We start from the raw sequence: 22,066 nt of genomic DNA, 5'->3' as shown, positions 1-22,066 counted from the left end.
GATTGCCCGCTTTTTTATTAATCACTAACTAAGTTTTGTTCCACTAATTCCATTTCTCCTGCGGCATTACGTTCTAAAATAGCTTCTAGCCAATGCCTTCCAACTTGCTTATGTGCTTGCTGTAAAAACAACTGTAATTTTTCTGGGGTTTGGTAACGATAATGGTTCACTCGGTATTGTCGTTCGCTTTGATGTGAATATACTTTAATCGATTGGCTTTTAGCGTTAAACTCAGGTGAACGGAAATCTTCTAAAACCGTATTGCGTACAAAAAGCTGTTGTTCTGGATCATAAAACCAATAATAAAAATAAATACTGCCCTCAACGGGTAACACTTGCGGCAAACGAATATCGGGATAGCCATCAAAATTCATATCTTCCACTTCAAGGTTAATCATATCGATGCCAAAGACTTGAGCACTAAAACCTGTTATTTTCTGCTGTAATTGTTGATTTGAGTCATATACTTCTATTTTATCAATAATTAAAATCTCTTCATCTTGATGGTGAATCAGTTTAAACTCAAATGACGTTGGTTCTTGCTCAGCAAATGCTAAATGCGCCAATAAAAATAAACTCACCACTGCAAATTTATTCAATGCTTTTCTCCATATTATTAAAATGGTTTTTAGCAGTGCATATTTTAGGCCTTAGTCTATAAGTGCTATCCTTGTTTTATATTTAGAAAATAACTTGCTCTAATTCCGTATACTGTTTATAAATGATAACGATGCCCTCTTGAATTGTGATATTTATTGCTTATACTTCATAAAAAAGTGACTTACTCTTTTTCCATACAAAAGCGAGATAGCTACACAACACTTAAGACTTGACAGCTTTGTGTAAATAGCTTATATCCTTAACAGTTTTTGTTATTTTTGATGTCAGTGCGAAAGCACGGAGAACAATATGTCTGCATTATTACGCCATGTTCCAGGTTTACTGATTGGTGCGATGTTGGGAACACTCATTGCCATCGGTGGTAGTGTTTTAGCAAATCGTGAACAAGCTAACGATATAACCCAAGTTATCCCATTTAAAGAATTACGCGCATTTACTGAAGTTTTTCATCGGATTAAGTCAAACTATGTTGAAGATGTTGAAGATAGCGTATTGTTGGAAAATGCCATCAAAGGAATGCTATCAGGTTTAGACCCTCACTCCAATTACTTAGACTCTGATGCGTTCATGGAATTACAGACCAGCACCACAGGTGAATTTGGTGGTTTAGGGATTGAAGTGGGCATGGAAGACGGCTTTGTTAAAGTCATCGCCCCCATTGATGATACCCCAGCGCAACGGGCAGGTGTAGAAGCAGGCGACATGATTATCCGTTTGGACGACACGCCAGTAAAAGGCATGACCTTGATGGATGCAGTGAAAGTGATGCGAGGCAAGCCTGACACTAAAATTCTCTTAACCATTGTTCGTGAAACAGCAGACAAACCCCTCAAAATTGAAATTACCCGCGACATTATCCAAGTAAAAAGTGTTAAAAGTCGTATTTTAGATAAAGGCTACGGCTATGTGCGTGTCAGTCATTTCCAAGCGCATACAGGTGAAGATTTAGAAAAAGCAATTACCGAACTAAAAAAAGAAAATAAAGCCCAGTTAGACGGTTTAATTTTAGATTTGCGCAATAATCCTGGTGGCGTATTAAATGCAGCGGTTGATGTATCAGATGCATTTTTAAACAAAGGCTTAATTGTCTATACTGAAGGTCGTGTTGAAGACTCTTCTTTCACGTTTAAAGCTCAACTTGGTGATTTAATTGATGGTGCACCGATTGTGGTATTGGTTAATGGTGGCTCGGCTTCCGCTTCAGAAATTGTTGCAGGCGCATTGCAAGATCACAAACGTGCTGTGATTATGGGTAATAAAACCTTTGGTAAAGGCTCAGTACAAACCATTTTGCCAATGAATAATAATGCTGCCCTAAAATTAACGACCGCGCGTTACTACACACCTGCAGGTCGTTCAATTCAAGCTGAAGGTATTAACCCTGATATCGAATTGAGTCACGTAGAAATTGCTAAAGTTAAGAAAACAGATGATGAAGGGCTAAAAGAAGCGGATTTAGTGGGTCACTTATCTAATGATAAAACTGATGAACAAAAAGCAGCAGATGCCAAAAAAGAAGCAGAAAATCTTGCAGCAGATGATTATGCCTTACATGAAGCTCTGAATTTATTAAAAGGCCTAAACATCATCGAAGGCAACCGTTCATAGGAGTTAATCAAAATGCCTAGCGTACTTATTCCATTGGCTCAAGGCTGTGAAGAGTTAGAAGCCGTTACTATTATTGACTTATTGCGCCGTGCAGAAATCAACGTAGTGACTGCAGGCTTAGATGAGCAGCCAGTAAAAGCCAGTAGAGGTGTTACGCTAGTGCCAGATACAACGCTTGATGTAGCACTGCAGCAAGACTTCGACATGATTGTCTTACCGGGAGGTTTACTGGGGGCAGATCATTTAAATGATGATGTACGGATTCATCAATTGCTAAAAGATATGGCCGCGCAAAATAAATATACGGCTGCAATTTGTGCTGCACCCAAAGTATTAGGAGATGCGGGTTTATTGGCAGACAAAAAAGCCACCCATTATCCTGGTGCTTTGGATGCCTCTAAATTAGCAAGTACTCAATTTTTATTAGACCAAGCTGTAGTATGTGATGGCAAAGTCGTGACTTCACGTGGGCCAGGGACAGCAATGGATTTTGCTTTAGAATTAATTAGCTTACTGACCGACAAAGCCACTCGCGATCAAGTAGAGCAAGGTTTAGTTCGCTCTTAGCAACGCTTGTGCACAAACTGATTAGCTTAGGCGTTTAAAATGCTTGGTAACATATTATTTTAATAAGATAATGATAAGCTCGATAGGTATGGATTGTTCTTATCCTATCTCACCATTTTGCACGGAGACTATCGTGAATAAAATTAGTTTAAGCCTGCTATTCATTACAATACTCTGTACAAATGTAGTTGTAGCTGCTACTGAAGTTTATCGTTATATTGACTCAAAAGGAGTGGTTCATTTTACAGATCATCCGATTACAGGTACTAACGGCAAAAGTACCAAAATCAAGCGTCCTAATCTTAATGTGCGTTCGGTACGTATTTATCGTTTTATTGACAAAAATGGCACAGTCCATTTAGCTGATGCCCCTAAAAATACAAAATACAAATTAATTTACTCAGGTTTAGAAAGCATTATTCCTTCCTCAGGCGGTCGCTATTCTGCCCATGATGTGATGCACAAGAAATACAAAAAATATTATGTGATGGTGAGCAATGCCGCAGATTTAACGGGTGTTGAAGCTGCTTTATTACATGCTGTAATTCAAACTGAGTCTGCTTACAATCCCAAAGCGATTTCTCCTAAAGGGGCTGTGGGTTTGATGCAGTTAATGCCGGGGACTGCCAAGCGGTTTGGTGTGTCTGATCGTACCAATGCTTCTGAAAATATATATGGTGGAGCACAGTATTTGAATTTTTTACTGGACTTGTTTAACAATGATTTGCGTTTAGCTTTAGCGGGTTACAATGCGGGTGAAAATGCGGTTAAACGTTATGGTAATAAAGTTCCTCCTTACAAAGAAACTAAAAATTACGTGCGTAAAGTCATGGGTTTATACGATAAATATCGTTTACAAATGTAGTGACGGGTTATTTGTTAAGTTCTCTTCTCAATCCATATAAAATAAATGCGGTTATCGCCACCATCGTTTGCTGGAAAAAAATAAGCAGTCGTTCAAAAAGAGCAGGTTGTAATTGGGACTCAAATGGGAAGGGTAGTAATGAAACTATAAAAATAATATTAAATCCACCCAATATTGCTGCTGTGTTTTTCAATGCCCACGCTTTTCCTAAAATATGCCCAACCAATTGAACGGACAAAAATGCAACCACAATAAATCCTAAAAATAAATGTTCTCCAAATAATGATTTTTGGGTTGTGGCTATAATCAGTGCAACATAGCATAAGATAAAAAATAAGTTAGCTACTTTTAAAAATAGCGCTGTGAGGGACATGATATTTTTCACCTTATTGATAAATTATAATCCTTCGGTAATATTCATAAAAATCTATTGATTCATCGTATATTTTCACTTGATGCTGATGCTAAATTAGGCAATCAATACACCAACATTAAACATATACAGAATATTAAGAATATAGACCCCTCAATTTCACATATAAATGTCCCTATTCAGATAAGCCTATCAGCGAATCAGAATAATCTGAATGGGAATATTGTTTTGTATCAAAAATTGATATAGCGGCGTTTTATCTTAAAAGCTCCTCACAATATTTATCATTGTTGCTGTTTGTCGAGAGCCTTGGGATTGTGCCATTGTCAAAAACAACATCATCCCCGTTCTTTTTAGCTTTCTCCTCAGATTTTAATAGCTCAGGTTACGCAAAAAAGTGTCTGATTGCAGGATATAGAGTATTTACAGTAGGGTGTAATAGCACAGCGTTTTCCACCAATAAGGTAACGGGTAACTATCGAAAAAGGTGGAATATGGTGTGTAATGTTATTCAAATATTTTAGATTTCGGGGTACACCTATTCCACCCTACATGAATCATTCCATTTATTCGATCCCATTTTGTCACTGCGTAACTCGAGTTAATAAAACTATCTGAACTATTATTCCCATCTCAAAAAATTTAATAGCCCACTAACATACGACTGCGTTGACCAAAGATACTTTTTGTTATCCATAGGAAAACATAAGACATTGTGGTCAATACAATGACCAATAATGTGAATGTCAATATATTCCCATCAATGTACCATGAGAATTTACGCACAATGATTTCGCATAACACAATGAAATAGTTGTGTAGGAAATAAATCCCAAAACTAGGTTCAGCAAGAAAATTAAATGTTTTTTTGAAAAAGCCATCAAATTGATAAAATAAGGCCGTAATCAAAGCAGCCCCCGCAGTAAATTTAAGCACTTGAATACCATCAGCATAGGCAAATGAATGTAGCTGAGTACGCAAATATACTTCACCAAGGAATAGCGACATAAATACTATAAATAATCCAAGCCAATAACGTGCAAGATAAGGCACAATTTCTTGTTTATAATGGCTTAAATACATACCAAATAGATAAATTGATGCAAAATGCACAAATGATTGAAATGGATTGTGTAATGGCATGATCTCACGCGGCACAGACATTGAAATCAGCACAATAATCGGTAAAGACCAGTAAAAACGCGGTTGACGGTCTAACCATACTAAGACAGGAGCACAAACGTAAAAGATGATAATCATCGGCACAAACCAAAAATGCGCCATGTGCATTCCTGTTATGTAATATAGAAAAACTTGCTGATAAAGCGGATAAGCATGAAAATAGCCATCAGTTGATACAAATAGCTCTTCTAAAATAGCGGGGATAGAAACAAGAATATAAGGTAAAACAATATATTTGAGTTTGGTTATCGTATGTTTTTGTAGATCAAATTTATGAGATAAATGCTGAAATAAAAAACCCGCTAAAAATACAAAATAGCTGGATGAATTAGTAAGAAAAATATATAGAGTTTGGTAGATTTCATCATTATGATCCCAAATCAGCACAGTGCCTGAAAGTGCATGAATCGCAACAATGAAAATGATTGCCAACCCTCTAAAATTATTGATGTAATTTAAATACACCGTGGCCTCCAATAGGAAAAATGGCAAGATTAAAATCTATCTTAGCATAAGTTTAAGCAAAACCGTTACCAGTGAGGATTCAAGCGGCATTACTATTATTTTAAGGTGAAAATGAACGCGGTTTATAATTAAAATCTTTCTGAGCGGCTTGGTGTTCAAAACATAAATCTTGGTTCATACGATCAATCATGGCAGGGGAAATATGTTTAAACATTGGCAACCAATTTAGCAAACTTAGTGCAAATTTAAATAGACGGGAAGGAATAGGAATGATACGTATAGGTTTATTTTGTTGTTGAAAAATTCTAGCCACCATTTGTTGATAAGTTAGGGTTTCACCACCGCTTAGATTATAGGCTTTGTTATATGTTACGGGATTTTGCAAAATATCTACGCAAGCTTGCGCTAAATCTTCGGCATGAATAGGTTGACGCAAACCTTGCCCTTGTCCGACAATAGGGAAAAATCCAAATCGTTTAATAAATTGAGCTATAAAGGCTACATTTTTATCTAAGCCACAGCCATAAACCAAGGTAGGGCGCAAAATAGTCCACGGGATTTGTAATTGTTCACATTGCTGCATAATTGCTTGTTCGGCTTGGGTTAAATCTTGCACAACATGTTGTTCTTGTTCGTCAGACGAGTCTGTTTTAGTAAAACGGCTGGTAGAGCTAAATACAATCACTCGTTGTAATTGATGTGGCTGTGGCAAAGCTTGTAATAAATCTGGCAATAGCCAAATAGGCGCAAGATGCAATAAAATAAATGATTGTGAAATGTTTAATGGCTCAGTCCGTAAATCCTGTTGAATCCAATGGATATGTTGATTTTCTATAACATGAGAGGCGGGTGATTGTCGACTGATCGCCGTGATACTATATTGCTGAGCTAGGTGAGGCAATAAAAAATAACCAATTTGATTACTTGCGCCCGTTACCACTGTATGCATAAAGAAACCTATGAAGAATATTGATATTAAATTACCTAAACTAAAATTAGGCAAAAAACGTAAGCAACATTTACCCAAGGTGGATGCCTGCTTAGTTTTGCATGGTTCATCCTTATTATATACAGGCGATGTTGACTTAGTTGCGCAACATGATATTGAGACAACGACCAAAGGAATTGCTGAAGCCGCTTGTCGTTTACTACTTAACAATAAAAAATTACGCCATATTGCGTTGGCATTACCACCTGAAGAATTTATTGCAACCAGTTTAAAATTGCCTGCGATTGATGATGATAAGCTTAAAGGGGCAGTTAATTTACAGCTTTCTACTTTATTACCTGGTAATTCAGAGCCATTATTGTTAGCCGTTCAAGCTCAAAAACAAGGTCAACAAACCGTTGCATTGTGGTTGCCCAGCAAACGTGCGGAATCACTTTTTATTGCATTTGAACAGGCAGGTTTATTTCTGTCTTGCATTGTACCACGCACTTTATTAACCGTGCCTAAGCAAGAGTTATTGATCCAAATCAGTGATGAAGATGAACAATCTGCTACCTTTTGTGAATGGTCTGGTACGGCGGTACAACGTTGGTTACATTTCCCAAAAGATGATTGCAATACCCCAGAATTTAAACAGCAAATCGAGCAAGAAATTCATTTAGATGATAATCAGCCTCATAGTAAGCAATATCAGGCATTATCAGACTGGGAGAATTTACCTGTACCTGAAAAGCGTATTTACCATTATGCTTTTGTACCCACAACCAGTATTTTGCGCAAAAAACAAGCTAAGCGGCAGCGCAATCGGATTTACATGGCGGTCGCTGCAGTTTTATTGGTTGTCGTTGGTATTTTAGGTTTTATGGCGAATGTGTATTATAAGCAACAGTTACAGAATCATTTGGATCAATTACGTGGGCAAACCATGGATGTGAGTCAGCTAAAACAAGAAGTACTGACAATCGAAGATGAAATTAACCCAATCCAAGGCTTTCCTAAGCAAAAAGTACCCGAAGTGTTATCACATCTAAATGGGGTGATTCCCAAAAAAAGTCATTTATCTCGTCTGACTCTGGAAGGTGGCACAATTAAAATTGAAGGTTTTAGTCCTGATGCGGCACAATTGGTCAAATTATTAACCGATGAACCTATCTATAAAGAAGTGCGTTTTAGTCGTGGTATTGGCGGTGAAAAAGATGCGTTTGGGATTGATTTCAAGCTTGCTGATGTGGATGTGAAAACATATTGGGAAGAACATTTTTTACCACAAGAAAAACCCAGAAATAAGCGTAAATAGCGACTAGGACTGCGAGTCCTTCAAGGACTCGCAGTCCTAGTCGGCGTTCTTATCAAACTAGTAATAAATTGAATCTAAAGAATAAAATTCAAAGCGCTGTTTTTTTAAGTGGTTGGTAATTAAAGTATTTTTATGGATTTTAGGTTTAATTAAGAACGCTCCCTAATTATATAACAAGGAATCAGCTATAATTCTGTTCACTCTTTAATCTGCTGTATTTTCTAGGATGCCATCAAGACATGCTGCGTCAGAGGTATATTCGACGTGGCACGCCATGAAGGCATTTCATTTAAATCTATCCTCATAAAATAGATCAATCAAACTCAATTTATGTGAGATAGAAGCAAAGAGCTTTATTGACAAGCTGATAGTCTTAATCCGCGTCCATAGCTAGGAATCCAGTCATCAATAAAATAATTGGGAAAACGATACATACTCACTTTTAAGGTTAATGGCGGTTGGAATTCGGTTGGTCGCTGCCCTACAATCGCAGTCTTACACGCATCTTTGATTTGTGCTTGCTCAGAAAAACGTTTATTTAAAGTCAGTAATCCACTGCTGATGGTTTCATCAGGCGAAATGATTTCAATATTGCCATCAATGCCTAAACGAGAAGAAGCTGAAACTAAACTACTCGGTGATTTTAAAAATTGGTCGGCGACAATCCAAATATTTCCCCCATCACCAGCATCCGCTTGAGCAATAATTTGACTTTGATTAAGCACTATAAAAACAGGTCTATTAATACCAATATCACCGCCTTGCCCTAAACCTTTACCGACACTGGTTGTAATATCGCTTTGAGTCAAATTTAAAATAGTTGAAGTTGTTAGCTGAATATTGCCGCCGCCACCACCGCCAAAAGTTTCCGTGGTAATTTTACTGTTATTTAAATGTATATCATCTGCTTGAACAGAAATTTGTCCTGCATGACCGAAACCGCGATGTTCACCCGTAATTTCCGCGCCATCAAATAAATCAATATGCCCAGCTTGAATCTCAATATTGCCTGCGCTTTCAGCACCCAAGTTAATCACCGACGCATTGATTTTAGTTGCGCCAATCACATCCGTAGGTTTCACCCCCAAAAGTGCTAAAGAGCCGCCTAATTGTTCATTAACAAAATCATAATAACGCAAATTGCTGGCATCAGAATGCCCTGATAGACGTAAGGTATCTGTTACATTAATCTTAATCACACCTGATAAGCCTAAACCCAAGGTTGAAATATTGACATTGCCGCCACTTTGCAATGTGAAATTCTCGGCAGCAATCGTAATATCACCTGCTTTACCAGTGCCTTGTCCAAATCCTGCTGAATTAATTGTTCCCGTATCGGATATGTAAATCTGATTTGCATCAATTTGAATTAAACCACCATCACCTAAGCCAACGGCTGTGGACATGATGCCCGCACCCCGCGTCACTTTTAATTGATCCACATCGAGATAAATTGAGCCTGCTTTGCCTAAGCCTAGGGATGTAACATTCACTTGTGCTTGATCTTCCATGATAAGCCGTGGCGTTTCAATATTGATCGTACTTTCTATTGCATTAGGGTTTGTCGAGTATGAAATTGAAGAAATACCAGTGGTATTACGGGTAATATTGCCATTAGTGCTTGTTACGGTTATATCACTAATACCTGTTAATAAGATGTCATTAGCTTTGATCGACATTTGATTACCATGACCCGCATCCCATACATTTGAGCTAATTTGTGAGCCTTCATGTAATTCCAACGTATCCACTTCAATTGAAATCGGTGCGGTTTGAATCGAGCTAAATGTTTTACTGACGATTTCCGCCCCTTTGGTTAATTTAAGTTGTCCCGTGAGTTTGATGTCAATTCCTTTGCCAACCGCGCCTTGTTTAGCATAATTATTTGCCTCTAAAAAACCACGGTCTGACAACAACATATTATTACCCCGAATCAGAATTAAACCTGACTCCGTGCCTTTCACCGATAAAACCCCATCCCCATTACTTGAATTAACCCCAATCATTGTGATGTCGCCTAAATCGGTAAATGAGGAAACGTCTAAATCTGACTCCAATAAGACCACTTCACCCTGTGATGCAACACTGGCAACCCGTATATTTCCAGCCTTAACCGTTTTAATATCAGTTGCAAATAAATGTGCCTGATCTATATTGATGTCACCCGCAATCACACTGATGTCTTTTTCAGGCAATACAATCAGTTTTGAACCTTGAAAATCAATCGGTGCAGGTATATCCGTTAGAAACCCGAAACTGGCAATCGGTGCAGTGGTCAAGATATCTTGCTCAGGAAAACGCGCATGAAATTCACCGCCATCCGATAGTTTTAAATAATCTGCGGTTGATGTATGAAAAGAGCCTTGCAAATCGAGTTGGGCATATTTACCAAATGAGATGCCATAAGGATTAATAAAATAAAAATCAGCATTTGGCATCGTTGAGCGCAGCGTGCCGTTAATAAAGCTAGGATTGCCACCAATCACGCGGGAAATTACATTTTGAATTTGTTCTGAACCAGAAAATTTTGCCACTTCCCCTTGATTTAAATTAAAGCGATCAAAGCTGTGAAATAAGTTGCTACCAATGGTTTGCCCCAAATCTTGCGAAATGTCATACAGCCCATTGTTAGTTGATAATTGTTGATTATTGATTGAAATGTCTGCTTGTGCGGTGTTGGTCAGACACACAAACAGCCATAGCATTGCTATTCGCATAATTTATCTGGGATAGAAGCAAAAAAAAGACCTTTATTGACAAGTAGATAACCTTGAATTTAGCGCAGAGCTAGGAATCCAATCCTCAACAAAGTCATTTTGAAAACGATACATATTCACTTTAAGCGTTAGCGGTGGTTGAAATTCAGTAGGTAATTGTCCTCCAATCGCGGCTTTACACGTATCTTTGATTTGTACTTTTTTAGCAAAGTTTTTATCCAAACTTAATAAACCACTGCTGATAGTTTCATCGGGTGAGGTGATTTCGATATTGCCATCAATGCCTAAACGCGAAGAGGCAGAGACTAAACTATTTGGGTCTTTGATAAATTGTTCTGCTGCAATTCGAATATTACCGCCTTGACCTTCATAAGCTTCAGCAATTAATCTCGCATTGTTCATCACTAAAAACTGTGCATTATTCAAATTTAAATCACCTCCATTCCCCGCCCCTTCTTGAACACTGGCTGAAATACGCGCATTGTTTAAATACAAAGTATTATCAACATTTAGGGTGATGCCACCGCCGCCTGCACTAATCGCTTCAGTCGTAATCGCTCCACTATCAGTTACTTGAATACGATCTGCATTGATTTCAATTGTACCTGCATTGCCACCGCGTTCTTGCTTTATCCATTGCCCATTTGCATAAAAATAATTTTCTGGACTATTATCACTGAGGACTTTGACAAAATCGCCTTGTTTGGCATTCAGTTGTTCCAAATCTGTCAGTGTTTGTACCGTTTGGCGTTGTGGATTCAAATCTATCCAGTCTTGCCCAACATAAATCATCGCAGCATCCCCGACTTGGGCGATATTGCCCGTTTTTGCCAATGTTAAAGTATTAACATCATTGATTTGTGCAATTTGACGCGGTTTATTTAAACGAATCCATTGGTTGTTAGCATAAACAAATTGATCTGCTTGTTGCGGATTGTTTAGCACTGCAATTGGATATTCACCTTCTAAATAAAATTGTTGTGGCAATACTGTTAATTCTTCTATACTGGAGAGATTAAATTGATTGACTTGGACAAAATCAACATGAATATCACCATCATCTTCAAACATATTGGTATAGATAAAATCGGCTGCTTTACCATTCCCCATATCCAACACTCGAATCCGTTCACCTAATTGATAATCGGGCAAGGTTTCATTAGGAGAATAGCCATTATTATCTTTGCGCACTGATTGAAAAGGTTCTGCTGTCTCCAATACTGTTGTCACATCTTGATCCATACGCTGCCATGTATCCAGCACAAGCTCATGATGATGGGTATAAATATAATATCCAGATTCGCTGACATCTCCACTTTGCACTTCAACGACTTGCCCATTGCTGAACAAATATTGTTGATTCAATTGATATAATTCAGCGACGCTAGCCACAGGGTCTAAAGGAATACGCGATGGAATCAGATGGCTGCCCACATTAACGTAATAATTGATTTTGCCATTGCCTAAATCTGCCGCTTGAATCGTATCGCCTTGTTTTACTAACACCTCGTCACGTTCATCAATACTATTAAACTGATAGCGATTAATAAATTGGCTTTCCGATGCAATGTCAGCAGTCGAATCTATATGCAATTGATTGACGGTTACATTGATATGCCCCGCTTGTCCACCGCCTTCACTGGAAGTCGAAATGCGCCCGTTATCCGACATGTTGAGCTTGTGTGCGCTTAAGTTGATATTGCCCGCTGCCCCTGAATGTGGATTATCATCTAATGAACTGGCAAAAATGCCGCTGGTTGATTGATTGACGTTACTCACAGAATAAGTGTTGAGATATTCCAGTTGCAACGCCCCCGGTTCGAGCAATTCAATATGTGAGGCATCGCCGCTGATGTCAATGTTATCGCGCACCGCAATATCAATCGTGCCACTTGAAGAGTAAGTATTAGTGCTACTGGTAATGGTTGCACCATCTGAGAGTTTCAAAGATTGTGCTTGTAAGCGAATATTGCCACCTCTGCTGCTATTATCGCTTACCCCTAAACTACGTGTATAAATCCCACTGGCAAATCCATTTTCACTTTCACCGTAAGGGTTAACCCCTTGTATATCCATTTCACCTTGTACATCAATGTCAATATCGCCGCCTGTGCCTGCATAAAAACCTAAACGTGAGAATGAGGTACTGCTGACATTTGCTCCATCACGCATTATCAAACGTCCTGCTTTAATCGTAATATCACCTGCATCACCTGCAACAATGCCTGCTAAAGTGGGCGATGACTCTGACGCAATTTTGGATTCATATCCATTATTTGCCCCAGTCATACGCAGCGTATCGGTTGCTTCAATAATAAAATTGCCTGCATGACCCGTGCGCCGACTCAGCGATAAAAAGAAAGAACCATAATCAAAGTACACATTTTTAGCTGTGACTCGAGTCGTATTGGCGTTGCCAGAACCCATTGATAAGTTAACAACTGTGCCGCTATATAGTGACAAGGTATCTTTCAAATCAAGCCGAACCACACCCGCATCGCCTGCACCAAAGGTCATATTGGCAATCAACGCTGAATTGATATGAATATTATCTGCCGTGAGTGTGATGTCACCCGCCTCACTCGTTCCATAACCAGATACAATAAACTGATACCCATCTTCCAGTAAGATTTGCTCCGCTGTTAAGAAGACATTGCCCGCCGTTTCAGGTTGATAATACGCCTGAGAAATCAGTGCTTGAGGTGCAATATTACTACCCGCTGGACGACTGCCTGTACCTGAAAAACTGATATTTTGTTCTGCATTGATATATATATCTGCCGCTTTACCCGTACTACGGCTGGTGGTCGTGATAGCGGTATTGCCTTTAAATATGACATTTTTGGCATTTAGTAGGATTGAACCTGCATCACCTGTTTGATTTGCCTGCCCTTGTTCAACTTTTGCATTAGTGCTAGCGGTTATAGCACTACGCGCTATTTCATCAATTGAACTGATGGAATTCGTTGCATTTAGACGAATATCCGCACCACGACCTAAACCCTCTACACTGGCATCAATTTTTGTCCCTTGTTGCAGTAAAATATTGTGGGCGGCAATATCAATTGCATCAGCATCTTGACTCCCTAGCGTTTGGGCAATGAGTTGACTGTCATTGAATATAAATTGACCTGAGCGAATAAAAATACCCCCGCCACTTTCACCACTGGTCTCTAAGCTAGATTGTTGCGCAATGTTAATATCGCCTTGCAAAACCGTAGGATTAAAATCATTGAATTCGCCAATCTCACCCGTCGTGGCTAAATACAGATGTCCCGCAGGTACTTTAATTTGTGCATTGATAATAGAAATATTGCCAGCCGTAAGTGAAAAGTCTTGGTCTTGAGCAATACTCAGTTGACTGTTTTCAATCGAAATATTGGCTGGATTATTGGTTAGAAATCCAAACAATTCAATGGCTGCTGAAGTTAAAATATCTTGTTTAGGAAAACGGGCGTGAAATCTGCCACCATCGGACAATTTTAAATAATCAGCGGTCGACGCATGAAAAGAGCCTTGTAAATCTAATTGTGCAAATTCGCCAAACACAATGCCATAAGGATTTAAAAAGTAAAAATCGGCATTAGGAATGGTTGAGCGGATTGTGCCATTGATAAAACTGGGTTCGCCACCTGTGACTCGTGAAATGATATTTCGAATTGAATCACTGCCAAAAAACTGGGCGATTTCGTTTTGATTTAAATTGAAGCTGTCAAATGTGTGAAAAAGATTATTACCAACGGTTTGCCCCAAATCTTGCGAAATATCGTACAGCCCGTTGTTACTTGATAATGGTGCATTGTTGATTGAAATTTCTGCTTGTGCGATATTGGTCACACACACAAACAGACACGCTGCTATTGCTCGCATTACCCTTCCCCTTTTTAAATCATAAAGTTATGCCGTTTTTATTTTACAACAGGACAGGGAAGAAGCAAAATAGAATTCTTACTTTAATTACAAGATTTAAATGCGAGTGCAGAGCGAGGTATCCAATTATCAATAAAATAAAAGTGAACTACTAAGGTTGGAGTTAAATGACAGTTAAGACAACTCAAAATTCACATCTTCATATAAAACCGCCATATCCATACAACAATCAATACTTGCAAAACAAACTTGTATATCAACGCCCGAAAAACTGAATAATTCCCAACGTTGTTGCTGATTTTTCCGAAAAATATCCACATGGTAATCATCTTGTGAAATTAATGCGTATTCTTCTAAACTATCGAGTTGGCGATAATATTCAAACTTTTTGCCACGATCATAAGCCTCTGTCGAAGATGAAAGCACTTCAATTAATAATATAGGGTGTAACTTGCTGTAATTATGTTGAGAATCCCGTTTATCACAAGTGAGCAATATATCAGGATAAAAATATCTAGTTTCACTGACTTTGGCTTTCATATCACTAATGTAAACTCTACAGCCTGAACCACGCAACTGTCCTTTCAAATGTGCCGCTATATTTATAGAAATAGAAGCATGTGCATCACTGCTGCCAGCCATTGCAAAGATTTCACCATCAACATATTCATGGCGATACTCTGCAACTGTTTCACCTTCAAGATATTCTTCAGGGGTAATGCTTAACTTTTCAGCGGTATTCATCGTTTATTACTCATGCAATATGGCTTCTCAAAATTATACGCTATCACCAGCTTAAAAATACAATTTCAAGACATGTATAAAAATAGCGCATAGATTGAACAACCCCTATTTTCCTAAAACTAATCACAAGCAACATTATTACGATAGGCGGAGCTAGGAATCTAATTATCTACAAAGTCATTTTGGAAACAGAGCATGAAATTTAATTCATTTAAAATCAATCAAATAAAAAGTATAAAAGGTATTTTTTCACAAGATTATAAAACACTATATTCTTAATTTTTTGATTCTATAGAAAATTAAAAATCAGGCCCTGTGTCAGCTTCGCCAGTTGCTTACAATTAACTATTTAAAGAGTATGAGTGAGCCTTTTTGTTTGAAATAATCCATACGGTTGGTGTGTAATTAAAATAAGTTTTATAAAAAAGATGATTAAATGTGATGCTTTTCAAGAAATGATAAATCTATCCATTTAAAAATTCATTCCACATCAGCCGTTCCATGGTTTTTAACACTGCTATTTGTTTAGCTACCACTTTAGCTTATGATTAACCCTAAAATTTTATGTGATTTTTTAACCTATTAATATTGATGATATTGCTACCGCTTTTGATCTAATATCATTAAATAAAATAAGGGTTATTCAGTTTTGCAAATTGCAGTAACTACATCAATTGATGGCAATTGCTGTGTTTCAACAAGTTCAAAACCAGCCATATTCAACAAAGATGCAAACTCTGCTTTGGTACGTTCCCCAGGCCCTCCGCTCTCTCCAGGTGCGCCATGAACAAGTAACATTTGTAAGTGCTTAATGCCAATATATGGATTATTGACGGTATTATCTTCAATTAATTCAAAAATATGCAGTTTATTACCAAAACGCATGGCTTGTCCGACATTTTTTAGAATATTGGATGCTTGTTCATCAGAATAAGAATGTAATATACGCTTCATCATGGCATCACTGGGTATATCAGGTAGTGCCGCCTTCATATCTACACCAACAACTTTTAAACGTGGAATAGGCTCAACTCGTTTGACAACATCAGGAAAATCAAAAAGTTGCCCCTCAAGTTGCTCATATTTTTGCAATACAGCAGAGATCAGAGGTCCATTACCACCCGCAACTTCAGTAAGATGCTTAGATGTCGAAAAATCAAAGTGTTGCACAATATCACGCACTTCAACTCGGGACATTGATGCCATGCCTTTATCAAAGCTTGCAGCAAGTGCCTGATGCTCTCTTAAATAATCATAAAATAGCTGATTTCGCCCAAGTTGGTAAATACTTTTACCTGTTTTTAACAAATCTACCCAAATTGTACGCCGTTTCTGATGTTTTGTAGATTGGGCTGACTGACAGAATTGATGCCACGGTACAAGAGAATATTCGGATTCTAAGGTCAAATGGCGTGAGACATCAGTCAATGAAAATTGCTGGTCTTCTTCTACAAATAAATCAAAATGGGCAAGACCCCGTAAACAGCGATAAAGTGCCCTTTGATGTGTTCCTGTCAGTTTTGCTAATTCCGATACAGATAGGGATTGTGTCGCAAGATGGTCAAAAATACCCAATTCAATACACGTTTCGGTAAAATACGATACAATTCGATAATCTAATATGCAAAACATCTGCTGATATGGATTCATGACTTTATTCTCATTCTCACATTTTGAAAGCACTGAATATTCAAGGCGCGGCTCTTTATTTTGCTGTTTTAGCAAGGCATAAATTTTGTGCAGCTAAAAAATGCCCAATTGCATCTTCATACGATGTTGCAAAGGATTCATTCAGCAGTCGACGTGTATTCAGTAAAACTTCTGGGTCTATTGGCATCAACGCTTGTTGAGTTTCTGAAATAACCTGTTCAAAATCTGCTACTTCACACTGATGCTCAATCATCCCTAAATGAATGGCTTCTGCTGTAGCGCATGGCTCACCTATAAAAAGTAAACGACGGGCTGCCCCAACACCAATATATTTAGCCAAACGAAAGGCCAGCATTCCAGGCAAGAAACCCTCTTTAACTTCGGGTGCTTGGAATATTGAGCGAGTGGTTGCAACTTTATAATCACAAGCCAATGCCAATTGAAAATGAAACCGTGTACAAAAACCATCAATGCCTACAATAGATGCACCTGTAAAACGCTCTATACGCCGCAAGATATTCTCCCATTTGCGACAATGCTCAATATCAGGAGCGACTGATTGGGCTATCGGTTGTTGTGTATCGAGACCTTGAAATACAATCAATGTACAAGCAGTTTCATCTTCAAGATAATCCATTAATTTAATAAAATCAGATAGTAACTCTTGGGTCAATATACCTGAGTCTGGCCATTGCAATTTGACATGAGCAATCGTGTCTTGTTCCATCAGGTTTAACATTGTGTATGGCTGCATTTTTAGAATTCTCCTAAGCAACATTCAATGGTTGAGCCGGGACCCATGGTCATCATAACAACCAAGTCACCACTTTGAGTGATACCTTCTTCTAATAATCGTTCATGAGAAAATAGAAAGGACGCTGAGGATAAATTACCGTAATTTTTCAATATATTGGTTGTATGACGTACATCGTGTTCGGTAATATTTAAAGCATATTTGATTGAATCAATGACTTTTTGTCCGCCAGAATGAATCGTCCAATGCTCAATATCTCGGCATTTACGGTTAAATTTCTGTAGCAAATGATCTATGGGTGTTTTCGCATGTAATCCAATAACATAGGGGATTTGTTTATCCAGATAAAACGCATATTTATTGTCTTTAAGCTCAATTCGCATCGCCTCAAGAACATCGGTAATAATATGTGAAGTAAAGCCAAGAAGTTTGGGTCCTGTGGGTATTGAGTCAAACGGTTTTGCAGAAATAACCGCTGCTGCCGCGCCATCTCCAAATAGGGAGTTAATAACGGCTGTATTAATCGTATTATCCGTTACATACATAGCAGAGCAGACCTCCACACAAAGCAATAGTCCAACCGCTTCAGGATGAACAGAGCAGAAGTTAACAACGGGCTGCATACCATTCAGTCCCCCGTTACAACCCATGCCCACAACATCAATACGTTGGATATTAGGACGCATCCCTAGCATTTTTATATAGTGTGCGGTGAGGCTTGGGCACAGAAAACCCGTTGTTGATACCACTGCAAAATAGTCAATATCTTGAGCCGTCAGCTTGGCTTTTTTCAATGCCTTTTTGATTGCGTCTGATCCAATATCCAATGCAACATGCTGATGTTTCTGTAATAATTGTGCTTGATTTTCATCAGAAAAACTGCTGTCTGGATTGGGTTTAGGAAGGCTCAGATGCCGTGATTTTATATGCGAATGCTTAAATATTCGAGCCACTTTCTTATCGGTTATTTGAAAAAGTTCCAGTATTTCAGATTGGGTATATTTTTGCGGAGGGGTTTGTGTACCAATCGCAATTAGTCTTGGTGTTGAAGGCATGTGCATTTTGTAATAGCCGTTATGTGATGTTTTGGGTTTTTCGATGGTAGAGGAGTGCTTGTGTCACCGCTTCTAAGTGTGTATTTCCTGAACAGGTCTTTACCGATTGCAAAGCAATTTTGGCCAAACGCGTTGCCAACGCATCACGTTGTGTCGTGATTTCCGCTAAGTCAATTGCATCTGCTAAAACTTGATCGCTGATTTGAGAAACCAGCCCCCATTCCAAAGCAGTAGCACTATCCACTTTCTGTCCAAAAAGAATCATTGCTTTAGCTCTTGCTTCATTAATAATCGTTGTTAAGCGATGAATACCGCCTGCTGCTGGAATTAACCCCAAGTCAATTTCAGGTAGAGCAAACCAGCTTGAACGGCTACAAATACGATAATCACTGGCTAAAGCGAGTTCCAATCCTCCAGCAATAGCAGGCCCTTGCATGGCAGCAATTGTAGGCCACGGTGTATTTGCCCAATCATCAAAAAGCTGTCTACTCAATAAATCCAATCCATCCTCATAAGTTCTACCTGCAAAACCAGATGTATCTGCGCCTGCACAAAATACTTTTTCACCCGTGCCAGTAACAATACCAACACGAATTGCAGGATCACGAGTAACTTCTTTTAATTGCTCGGAAAATTGCTTAACCATATCATTGTGATAAGCATTAGACTTACTTGGTCGGTCGAGAGTGAAAAGGGCAATATTGCGTGCCTCTCCAACACGCGCCATTCGTACAGTGCCAGATGATGTGGGCATTTTATTTCTACTTTTATTCATTGATGGTATAAGGGCTGGCAATGCTTAGTTTTAAAACTGAGTGATATTTAAAGTATTTCAGGACTGTCATCCCTCATACTCAAGGTAGATTTGACTATAATGGATTATATTTACAGCGGTTCGGACGATAATTGTACAATTGCCTGTTCCATATCTTGCATAGATGCTTTTGAAGCGGCAGGATAAGCAGCACGTGACCATTGCACCAAATACTGAGGACCAATATTATCATCCACCGAGCTACCACCAAAAAAGCCTGTTCCAATCACAGGGCCTCTTGTTAAATTGGTCGAGACACCACTTGAACCTTCAACCCCCAACGTATTAACCGAAATTCGGCAAACGGGTAAAGCCGCTGCATAACGTGCCACAACGCTAGGATCATCACTATGAATCACAGCAGAATGTCCTTTACCTACCATCTCCAACATCGCTAAAGCGGTATTAATCGCGGATTGCACGCCATCAACAACGATATACCCTAAAACGGGAAATAGTTTTTCTTTGCTGATTGGCTCGTCGATACCTACTGCCCCAATTTCAACAAGCAACGTTTTTGTGTCTGACGGTATGGAAACGCCTGCTTGTTCAGCAAGCCACAATGCACTTTTGCCAATGGCTGCGGGGTTGATACTCTTGTCATGAAAAAGATAAGCACGCAGTTTGTGTTGTTCTTCGCCTGTCACAAAATATCCACCCGCTTGATTTAATGCGGTTTTAAGTGGTGTTTGAATGGCCTTATCAGCAATGACAACAGATTCACAAACGCAAGGTAAAGCATGATCGAAACTGTTGCTGGTGATGATTTTTTCGGCGGTTTCGGCGATATTATCTGCTGATTTATGGACAAAACAAGGTACATTGCCAGGCCCCATACCCATGGCAGGATTGCCTGAACGATAAGCTGCACGTACCCGATTGGGTCCCCCCGTTGCCAAAATAACACTGACCCGTTTTGCTTCCATTAACTGCTCTAATTGTGGAATGCTGGGATGTTGTATTGTTTGAATGATTCCCACTGGTGCACCTGCTTTCTCAGCCACTTCTGCCATAAAATTAACAACATGTATTGAACATTCTTTAGCAGCAGGATGGGGAGAAAAAATAACTGCATTGCGAGTCATGATACTAATCATTGCTTTGTAATATACGGTCATCACAGGATTCGTGCTAGGTATCAAAGCTGCAATAATACCCGCAGGTTTTGGAAATTTAACTATTTTTTGTTCATAATCAATCACGGGTTCGATAAAATCGGCTGGTTGATATCTTTCCAAAAGACCAACTGAGCAATCTATATTTTTCTTTATATTATCGCTGACATTACTGTAACCAGTTTCCCGTACTAACCATTGGGCATAAAATTCTGCTTTTTCCTGCCCTGCCTTGCTCATAGCTAAAACAATTTTCTGTACCTCTGATGTTGTATAAGTCTCAAAAATATGGGCAGCACTTTCAGCTACATCAAGTAATTGTTCAATTTCCTGCTGAATAATGTCATTACATTTTGTTTGATTTTTAATATTATTCACTCTTTTTTCTCCTAATATATAAATATTTAGGCCTTATGGTGCATTAAACTATATGATTTTTCATTTTTTAAATGAAGGCATTTTACAATATTTTCTCTATTTTTTAAGATTTTATCAAAAGTTATTTTTATTTATGTATTTACCTTTTTGAATTTAAATATATTTATCAAGGAATAAAGTTTCAATCTAAATAAAAATCAGTAATCACTTTGTTGATAATAGTTAAAAGGCTTAAAATCAAAGAAATCGCTGCTTGGGTTGAACGTTATCTTAAGTGTAGGTTGTGAGGTTGTCTCTGATGGCTTAGCTTGCTTTAAAGTTGTTGAAAAAACAGGTTATAAGCACACTCAAATTATCACAAATAGGGGCACTCATAGTATAACGCTTGAACAGTTTTCTTAGGTTAACATTATAATTTTCAATATTAAAATTACCATTATTGGCGTTTATCATGCTATTCAGCTCAAATACCTTTCTTGCTATTTAGCTGAGTTTTGCTATCGCTTTAACCAACGTTTTCAACTTGATTGCTTACCTTTTAGATCAAGGTGATATTGCTCATTTTTCTGGTTTTTAAAACCCTACAGTATTATTTTTGGCGAAACGGCTCGATTAAATGTAAAAGGCAGCTTCCATGCTTCCACCATTGATTATTCAACATAATCTGATGGCGGTGAATTTCATATCCACTTTTCAAAATATTTTAATAGTCATCTCTGTCAGAAAAATTATTTTCTATACTTAGTTTGTTACTTCTCTTCCCAGTTCAATGATTCCATTCTTATCACAGTTAAAAGCCTATTATTTACATGTATCACTTTGATATTATAAAAAATAAACTAATCTCTATAGTCAAATAATAGTTTTATCAAATTAGCAGAATATAGTAATCAAATTATGCACACTTAAAATACTATACGTAATAACAATGATTATCAGTTGCTTTTTCATTATCATTTGTTGTATATTAATTAAAGTTATAAAAACTACTTATAAATATAAGTATCGCAAACACTATTTTTATTAGTATCCAGTAAATGAG

General features: G+C 38.1%; 16 protein-coding genes and 1 pseudogene. 5 read left to right on the top strand and 12 right to left on the bottom strand.

Annotation, left to right across the window (positions count from 1 at the left end):
* Positions 1 to 17 precede the first annotated feature (17 nt).
* Positions 18 to 599 (bottom strand): XAC2610-related protein, encoded by a 582-nt coding sequence (locus ABXH34_RS03125; protein WP_353570402.1) that lies wholly within the window; start codon positions 597 to 599, stop codon positions 18 to 20.
* A 310-nt stretch (positions 600 to 909) separates the two neighbouring features.
* Here ABXH34_RS03125 and ABXH34_RS03120 point away from each other — a divergent pair, with 310 nt between their 5' ends.
* From ABXH34_RS03120 to ABXH34_RS03110, 3 genes are all read left to right on the top strand, one after another.
* Complete coding sequence (locus ABXH34_RS03120) at positions 910 to 2,229, top strand: S41 family peptidase (RefSeq protein WP_353570401.1); 1,320 nt, start codon at positions 910 to 912, stop codon at positions 2,227 to 2,229.
* A 12-nt stretch (positions 2,230 to 2,241) separates the two neighbouring features.
* Positions 2,242 to 2,796, top strand: coding sequence for a DJ-1 family glyoxalase III (locus ABXH34_RS03115; RefSeq protein ID WP_353570400.1), 555 nt, complete (start codon positions 2,242 to 2,244; stop codon positions 2,794 to 2,796).
* Positions 2,797 to 2,929: 133 nt separating this feature from the next.
* The gene (locus tag ABXH34_RS03110) at positions 2,930 to 3,661 is read left to right on the top strand and encodes a transglycosylase SLT domain-containing protein (protein ID WP_353570399.1); all 732 of its coding nucleotides are present in this window, start codon (positions 2,930 to 2,932) and stop codon (positions 3,659 to 3,661) included.
* Between the two features lie 7 nt (positions 3,662 to 3,668).
* On the opposite strand, the gene ABXH34_RS03105 is transcribed toward ABXH34_RS03110, so the two are convergent.
* The 3 genes from ABXH34_RS03105 to ABXH34_RS03095 form a co-directional block, all read right to left on the bottom strand.
* Entirely contained in the window at positions 3,669 to 4,046 is a 378-nt protein-coding gene (locus ABXH34_RS03105; RefSeq protein ID WP_353570398.1) for a hypothetical protein, read from the bottom strand.
* Between the two features lie 630 nt (positions 4,047 to 4,676).
* Complete coding sequence (locus ABXH34_RS03100) at positions 4,677 to 5,681, bottom strand: acyltransferase family protein (RefSeq protein WP_353570397.1); 1,005 nt, start codon at positions 5,679 to 5,681, stop codon at positions 4,677 to 4,679.
* Between the two features lie 100 nt (positions 5,682 to 5,781).
* Positions 5,782 to 6,630 (bottom strand): NAD-dependent epimerase/dehydratase family protein, encoded by an 849-nt coding sequence (locus ABXH34_RS03095; RefSeq protein ID WP_353570396.1) that lies wholly within the window; start codon positions 6,628 to 6,630, stop codon positions 5,782 to 5,784.
* Between the two features lie 10 nt (positions 6,631 to 6,640).
* Between ABXH34_RS03095 and ABXH34_RS03090 the strand changes: the two genes are divergently transcribed.
* Positions 6,641 to 7,927 (top strand): PilN domain-containing protein, encoded by a 1,287-nt coding sequence (locus ABXH34_RS03090; RefSeq protein WP_353570395.1) that lies wholly within the window; start codon positions 6,641 to 6,643, stop codon positions 7,925 to 7,927.
* Between the two features lie 353 nt (positions 7,928 to 8,280).
* Here the strand turns inward: ABXH34_RS03090 and ABXH34_RS03085 are convergent, their stop codons facing one another.
* From ABXH34_RS03085 to ABXH34_RS03050, 8 genes are all read right to left on the bottom strand, one after another.
* Positions 8,281 to 10,632 carry a two-partner secretion domain-containing protein gene (locus ABXH34_RS03085; protein ID WP_353570394.1) on the bottom strand — a complete coding sequence of 784 codons (2,352 nt, stop codon included), beginning with the start codon at positions 10,630 to 10,632 and terminating at the stop codon, positions 8,281 to 8,283.
* Between the two features lie 45 nt (positions 10,633 to 10,677).
* Positions 10,678 to 14,514 carry a two-partner secretion domain-containing protein gene (locus ABXH34_RS03080; protein WP_353570393.1) on the bottom strand — a complete coding sequence of 1,279 codons (3,837 nt, stop codon included), beginning with the start codon at positions 14,512 to 14,514 and terminating at the stop codon, positions 10,678 to 10,680.
* 174 nt (positions 14,515 to 14,688) lie between these two features.
* Complete coding sequence (locus ABXH34_RS03075) at positions 14,689 to 15,258, bottom strand: Uma2 family endonuclease (RefSeq protein WP_353570392.1); 570 nt, start codon at positions 15,256 to 15,258, stop codon at positions 14,689 to 14,691.
* Between the two features lie 639 nt (positions 15,259 to 15,897).
* On the bottom strand, positions 15,898 to 16,908 hold the full coding sequence (locus ABXH34_RS03070) for a methyltransferase (protein WP_353570391.1): 1,011 nt from the start codon (positions 16,906 to 16,908) through the stop codon (positions 15,898 to 15,900).
* A gap of 55 nt (positions 16,909 to 16,963) precedes the next feature.
* Positions 16,964 to 17,662 carry an enoyl-CoA hydratase/isomerase family protein gene (locus tag ABXH34_RS03065; protein WP_353570390.1) on the bottom strand — a complete coding sequence of 233 codons (699 nt, stop codon included), beginning with the start codon at positions 17,660 to 17,662 and terminating at the stop codon, positions 16,964 to 16,966.
* A 2-nt stretch (positions 17,663 to 17,664) separates the two neighbouring features.
* On the bottom strand, positions 17,665 to 18,723 hold the full coding sequence (dpgA, locus tag ABXH34_RS03060; protein ID WP_353570389.1) for a 3,5-dihydroxyphenylacetyl-CoA synthase DpgA: 1,059 nt from the start codon (positions 18,721 to 18,723) through the stop codon (positions 17,665 to 17,667).
* Positions 18,724 to 18,736: 13 nt separating this feature from the next.
* Complete coding sequence (locus tag ABXH34_RS03055; protein ID WP_353570388.1) at positions 18,737 to 19,471, bottom strand: enoyl-CoA hydratase/isomerase family protein; 735 nt, start codon at positions 19,469 to 19,471, stop codon at positions 18,737 to 18,739.
* Positions 19,472 to 19,602: 131 nt separating this feature from the next.
* Positions 19,603 to 21,024 carry an aldehyde dehydrogenase family protein gene (locus tag ABXH34_RS03050; protein ID WP_353570387.1) on the bottom strand — a complete coding sequence of 474 codons (1,422 nt, stop codon included), beginning with the start codon at positions 21,022 to 21,024 and terminating at the stop codon, positions 19,603 to 19,605.
* A gap of 408 nt (positions 21,025 to 21,432) precedes the next feature.
* Between ABXH34_RS03050 and ABXH34_RS03045 the strand changes: the two are divergent.
* A pseudogene (locus tag ABXH34_RS03045) lies at positions 21,433 to 21,549 on the top strand (transposase); the annotation flags it as partial.
* Positions 21,550 to 22,066 lie beyond the last annotated feature (517 nt).

This window comes from Candidatus Albibeggiatoa sp. nov. BB20, assembly GCA_016744725.1.
Classification (GTDB): Bacteria; Pseudomonadota; Gammaproteobacteria; order Beggiatoales; family Beggiatoaceae; genus Albibeggiatoa.
This window is presented reverse-complemented; position numbering and strand designations above follow the sequence as displayed.

Coding starts and splice junctions, on each gene's coding strand:
- ABXH34_RS03120 (WP_353570401.1), top strand. CDS start 910: ATGTCTGCATTATTACGCCATGTTCCAGGTTTACTGATTGGTGCGATG.
- ABXH34_RS03115 (WP_353570400.1), top strand. CDS start 2,242: ATGCCTAGCGTACTTATTCCATTGGCTCAAGGCTGTGAAGAGTTAGAA.
- ABXH34_RS03095 (WP_353570396.1), bottom strand. CDS start 6,630: ATGCATACAGTGGTAACGGGCGCAAGTAATCAAATTGGTTATTTTTTA.
- ABXH34_RS03090 (WP_353570395.1), top strand. CDS start 6,641: ATGAAGAATATTGATATTAAATTACCTAAACTAAAATTAGGCAAAAAA.
- ABXH34_RS03085 (WP_353570394.1), bottom strand. CDS start 10,632: ATGCTATGGCTGTTTGTGTGTCTGACCAACACCGCACAAGCAGACATT.
- ABXH34_RS03080 (WP_353570393.1), bottom strand. CDS start 14,514: ATGCGAGCAATAGCAGCGTGTCTGTTTGTGTGTGTGACCAATATCGCA.
- ABXH34_RS03075 (WP_353570392.1), bottom strand. CDS start 15,258: ATGAATACCGCTGAAAAGTTAAGCATTACCCCTGAAGAATATCTTGAA.
- ABXH34_RS03070 (WP_353570391.1), bottom strand. CDS start 16,908: ATGAATCCATATCAGCAGATGTTTTGCATATTAGATTATCGAATTGTA.
- ABXH34_RS03065 (WP_353570390.1), bottom strand. CDS start 17,662: ATGCAGCCATACACAATGTTAAACCTGATGGAACAAGACACGATTGCT.
- dpgA (WP_353570389.1), bottom strand. CDS start 18,723: ATGCACATGCCTTCAACACCAAGACTAATTGCGATTGGTACACAAACC.
- ABXH34_RS03055 (WP_353570388.1), bottom strand. CDS start 19,471: ATGCCCACATCATCTGGCACTGTACGAATGGCGCGTGTTGGAGAGGCA.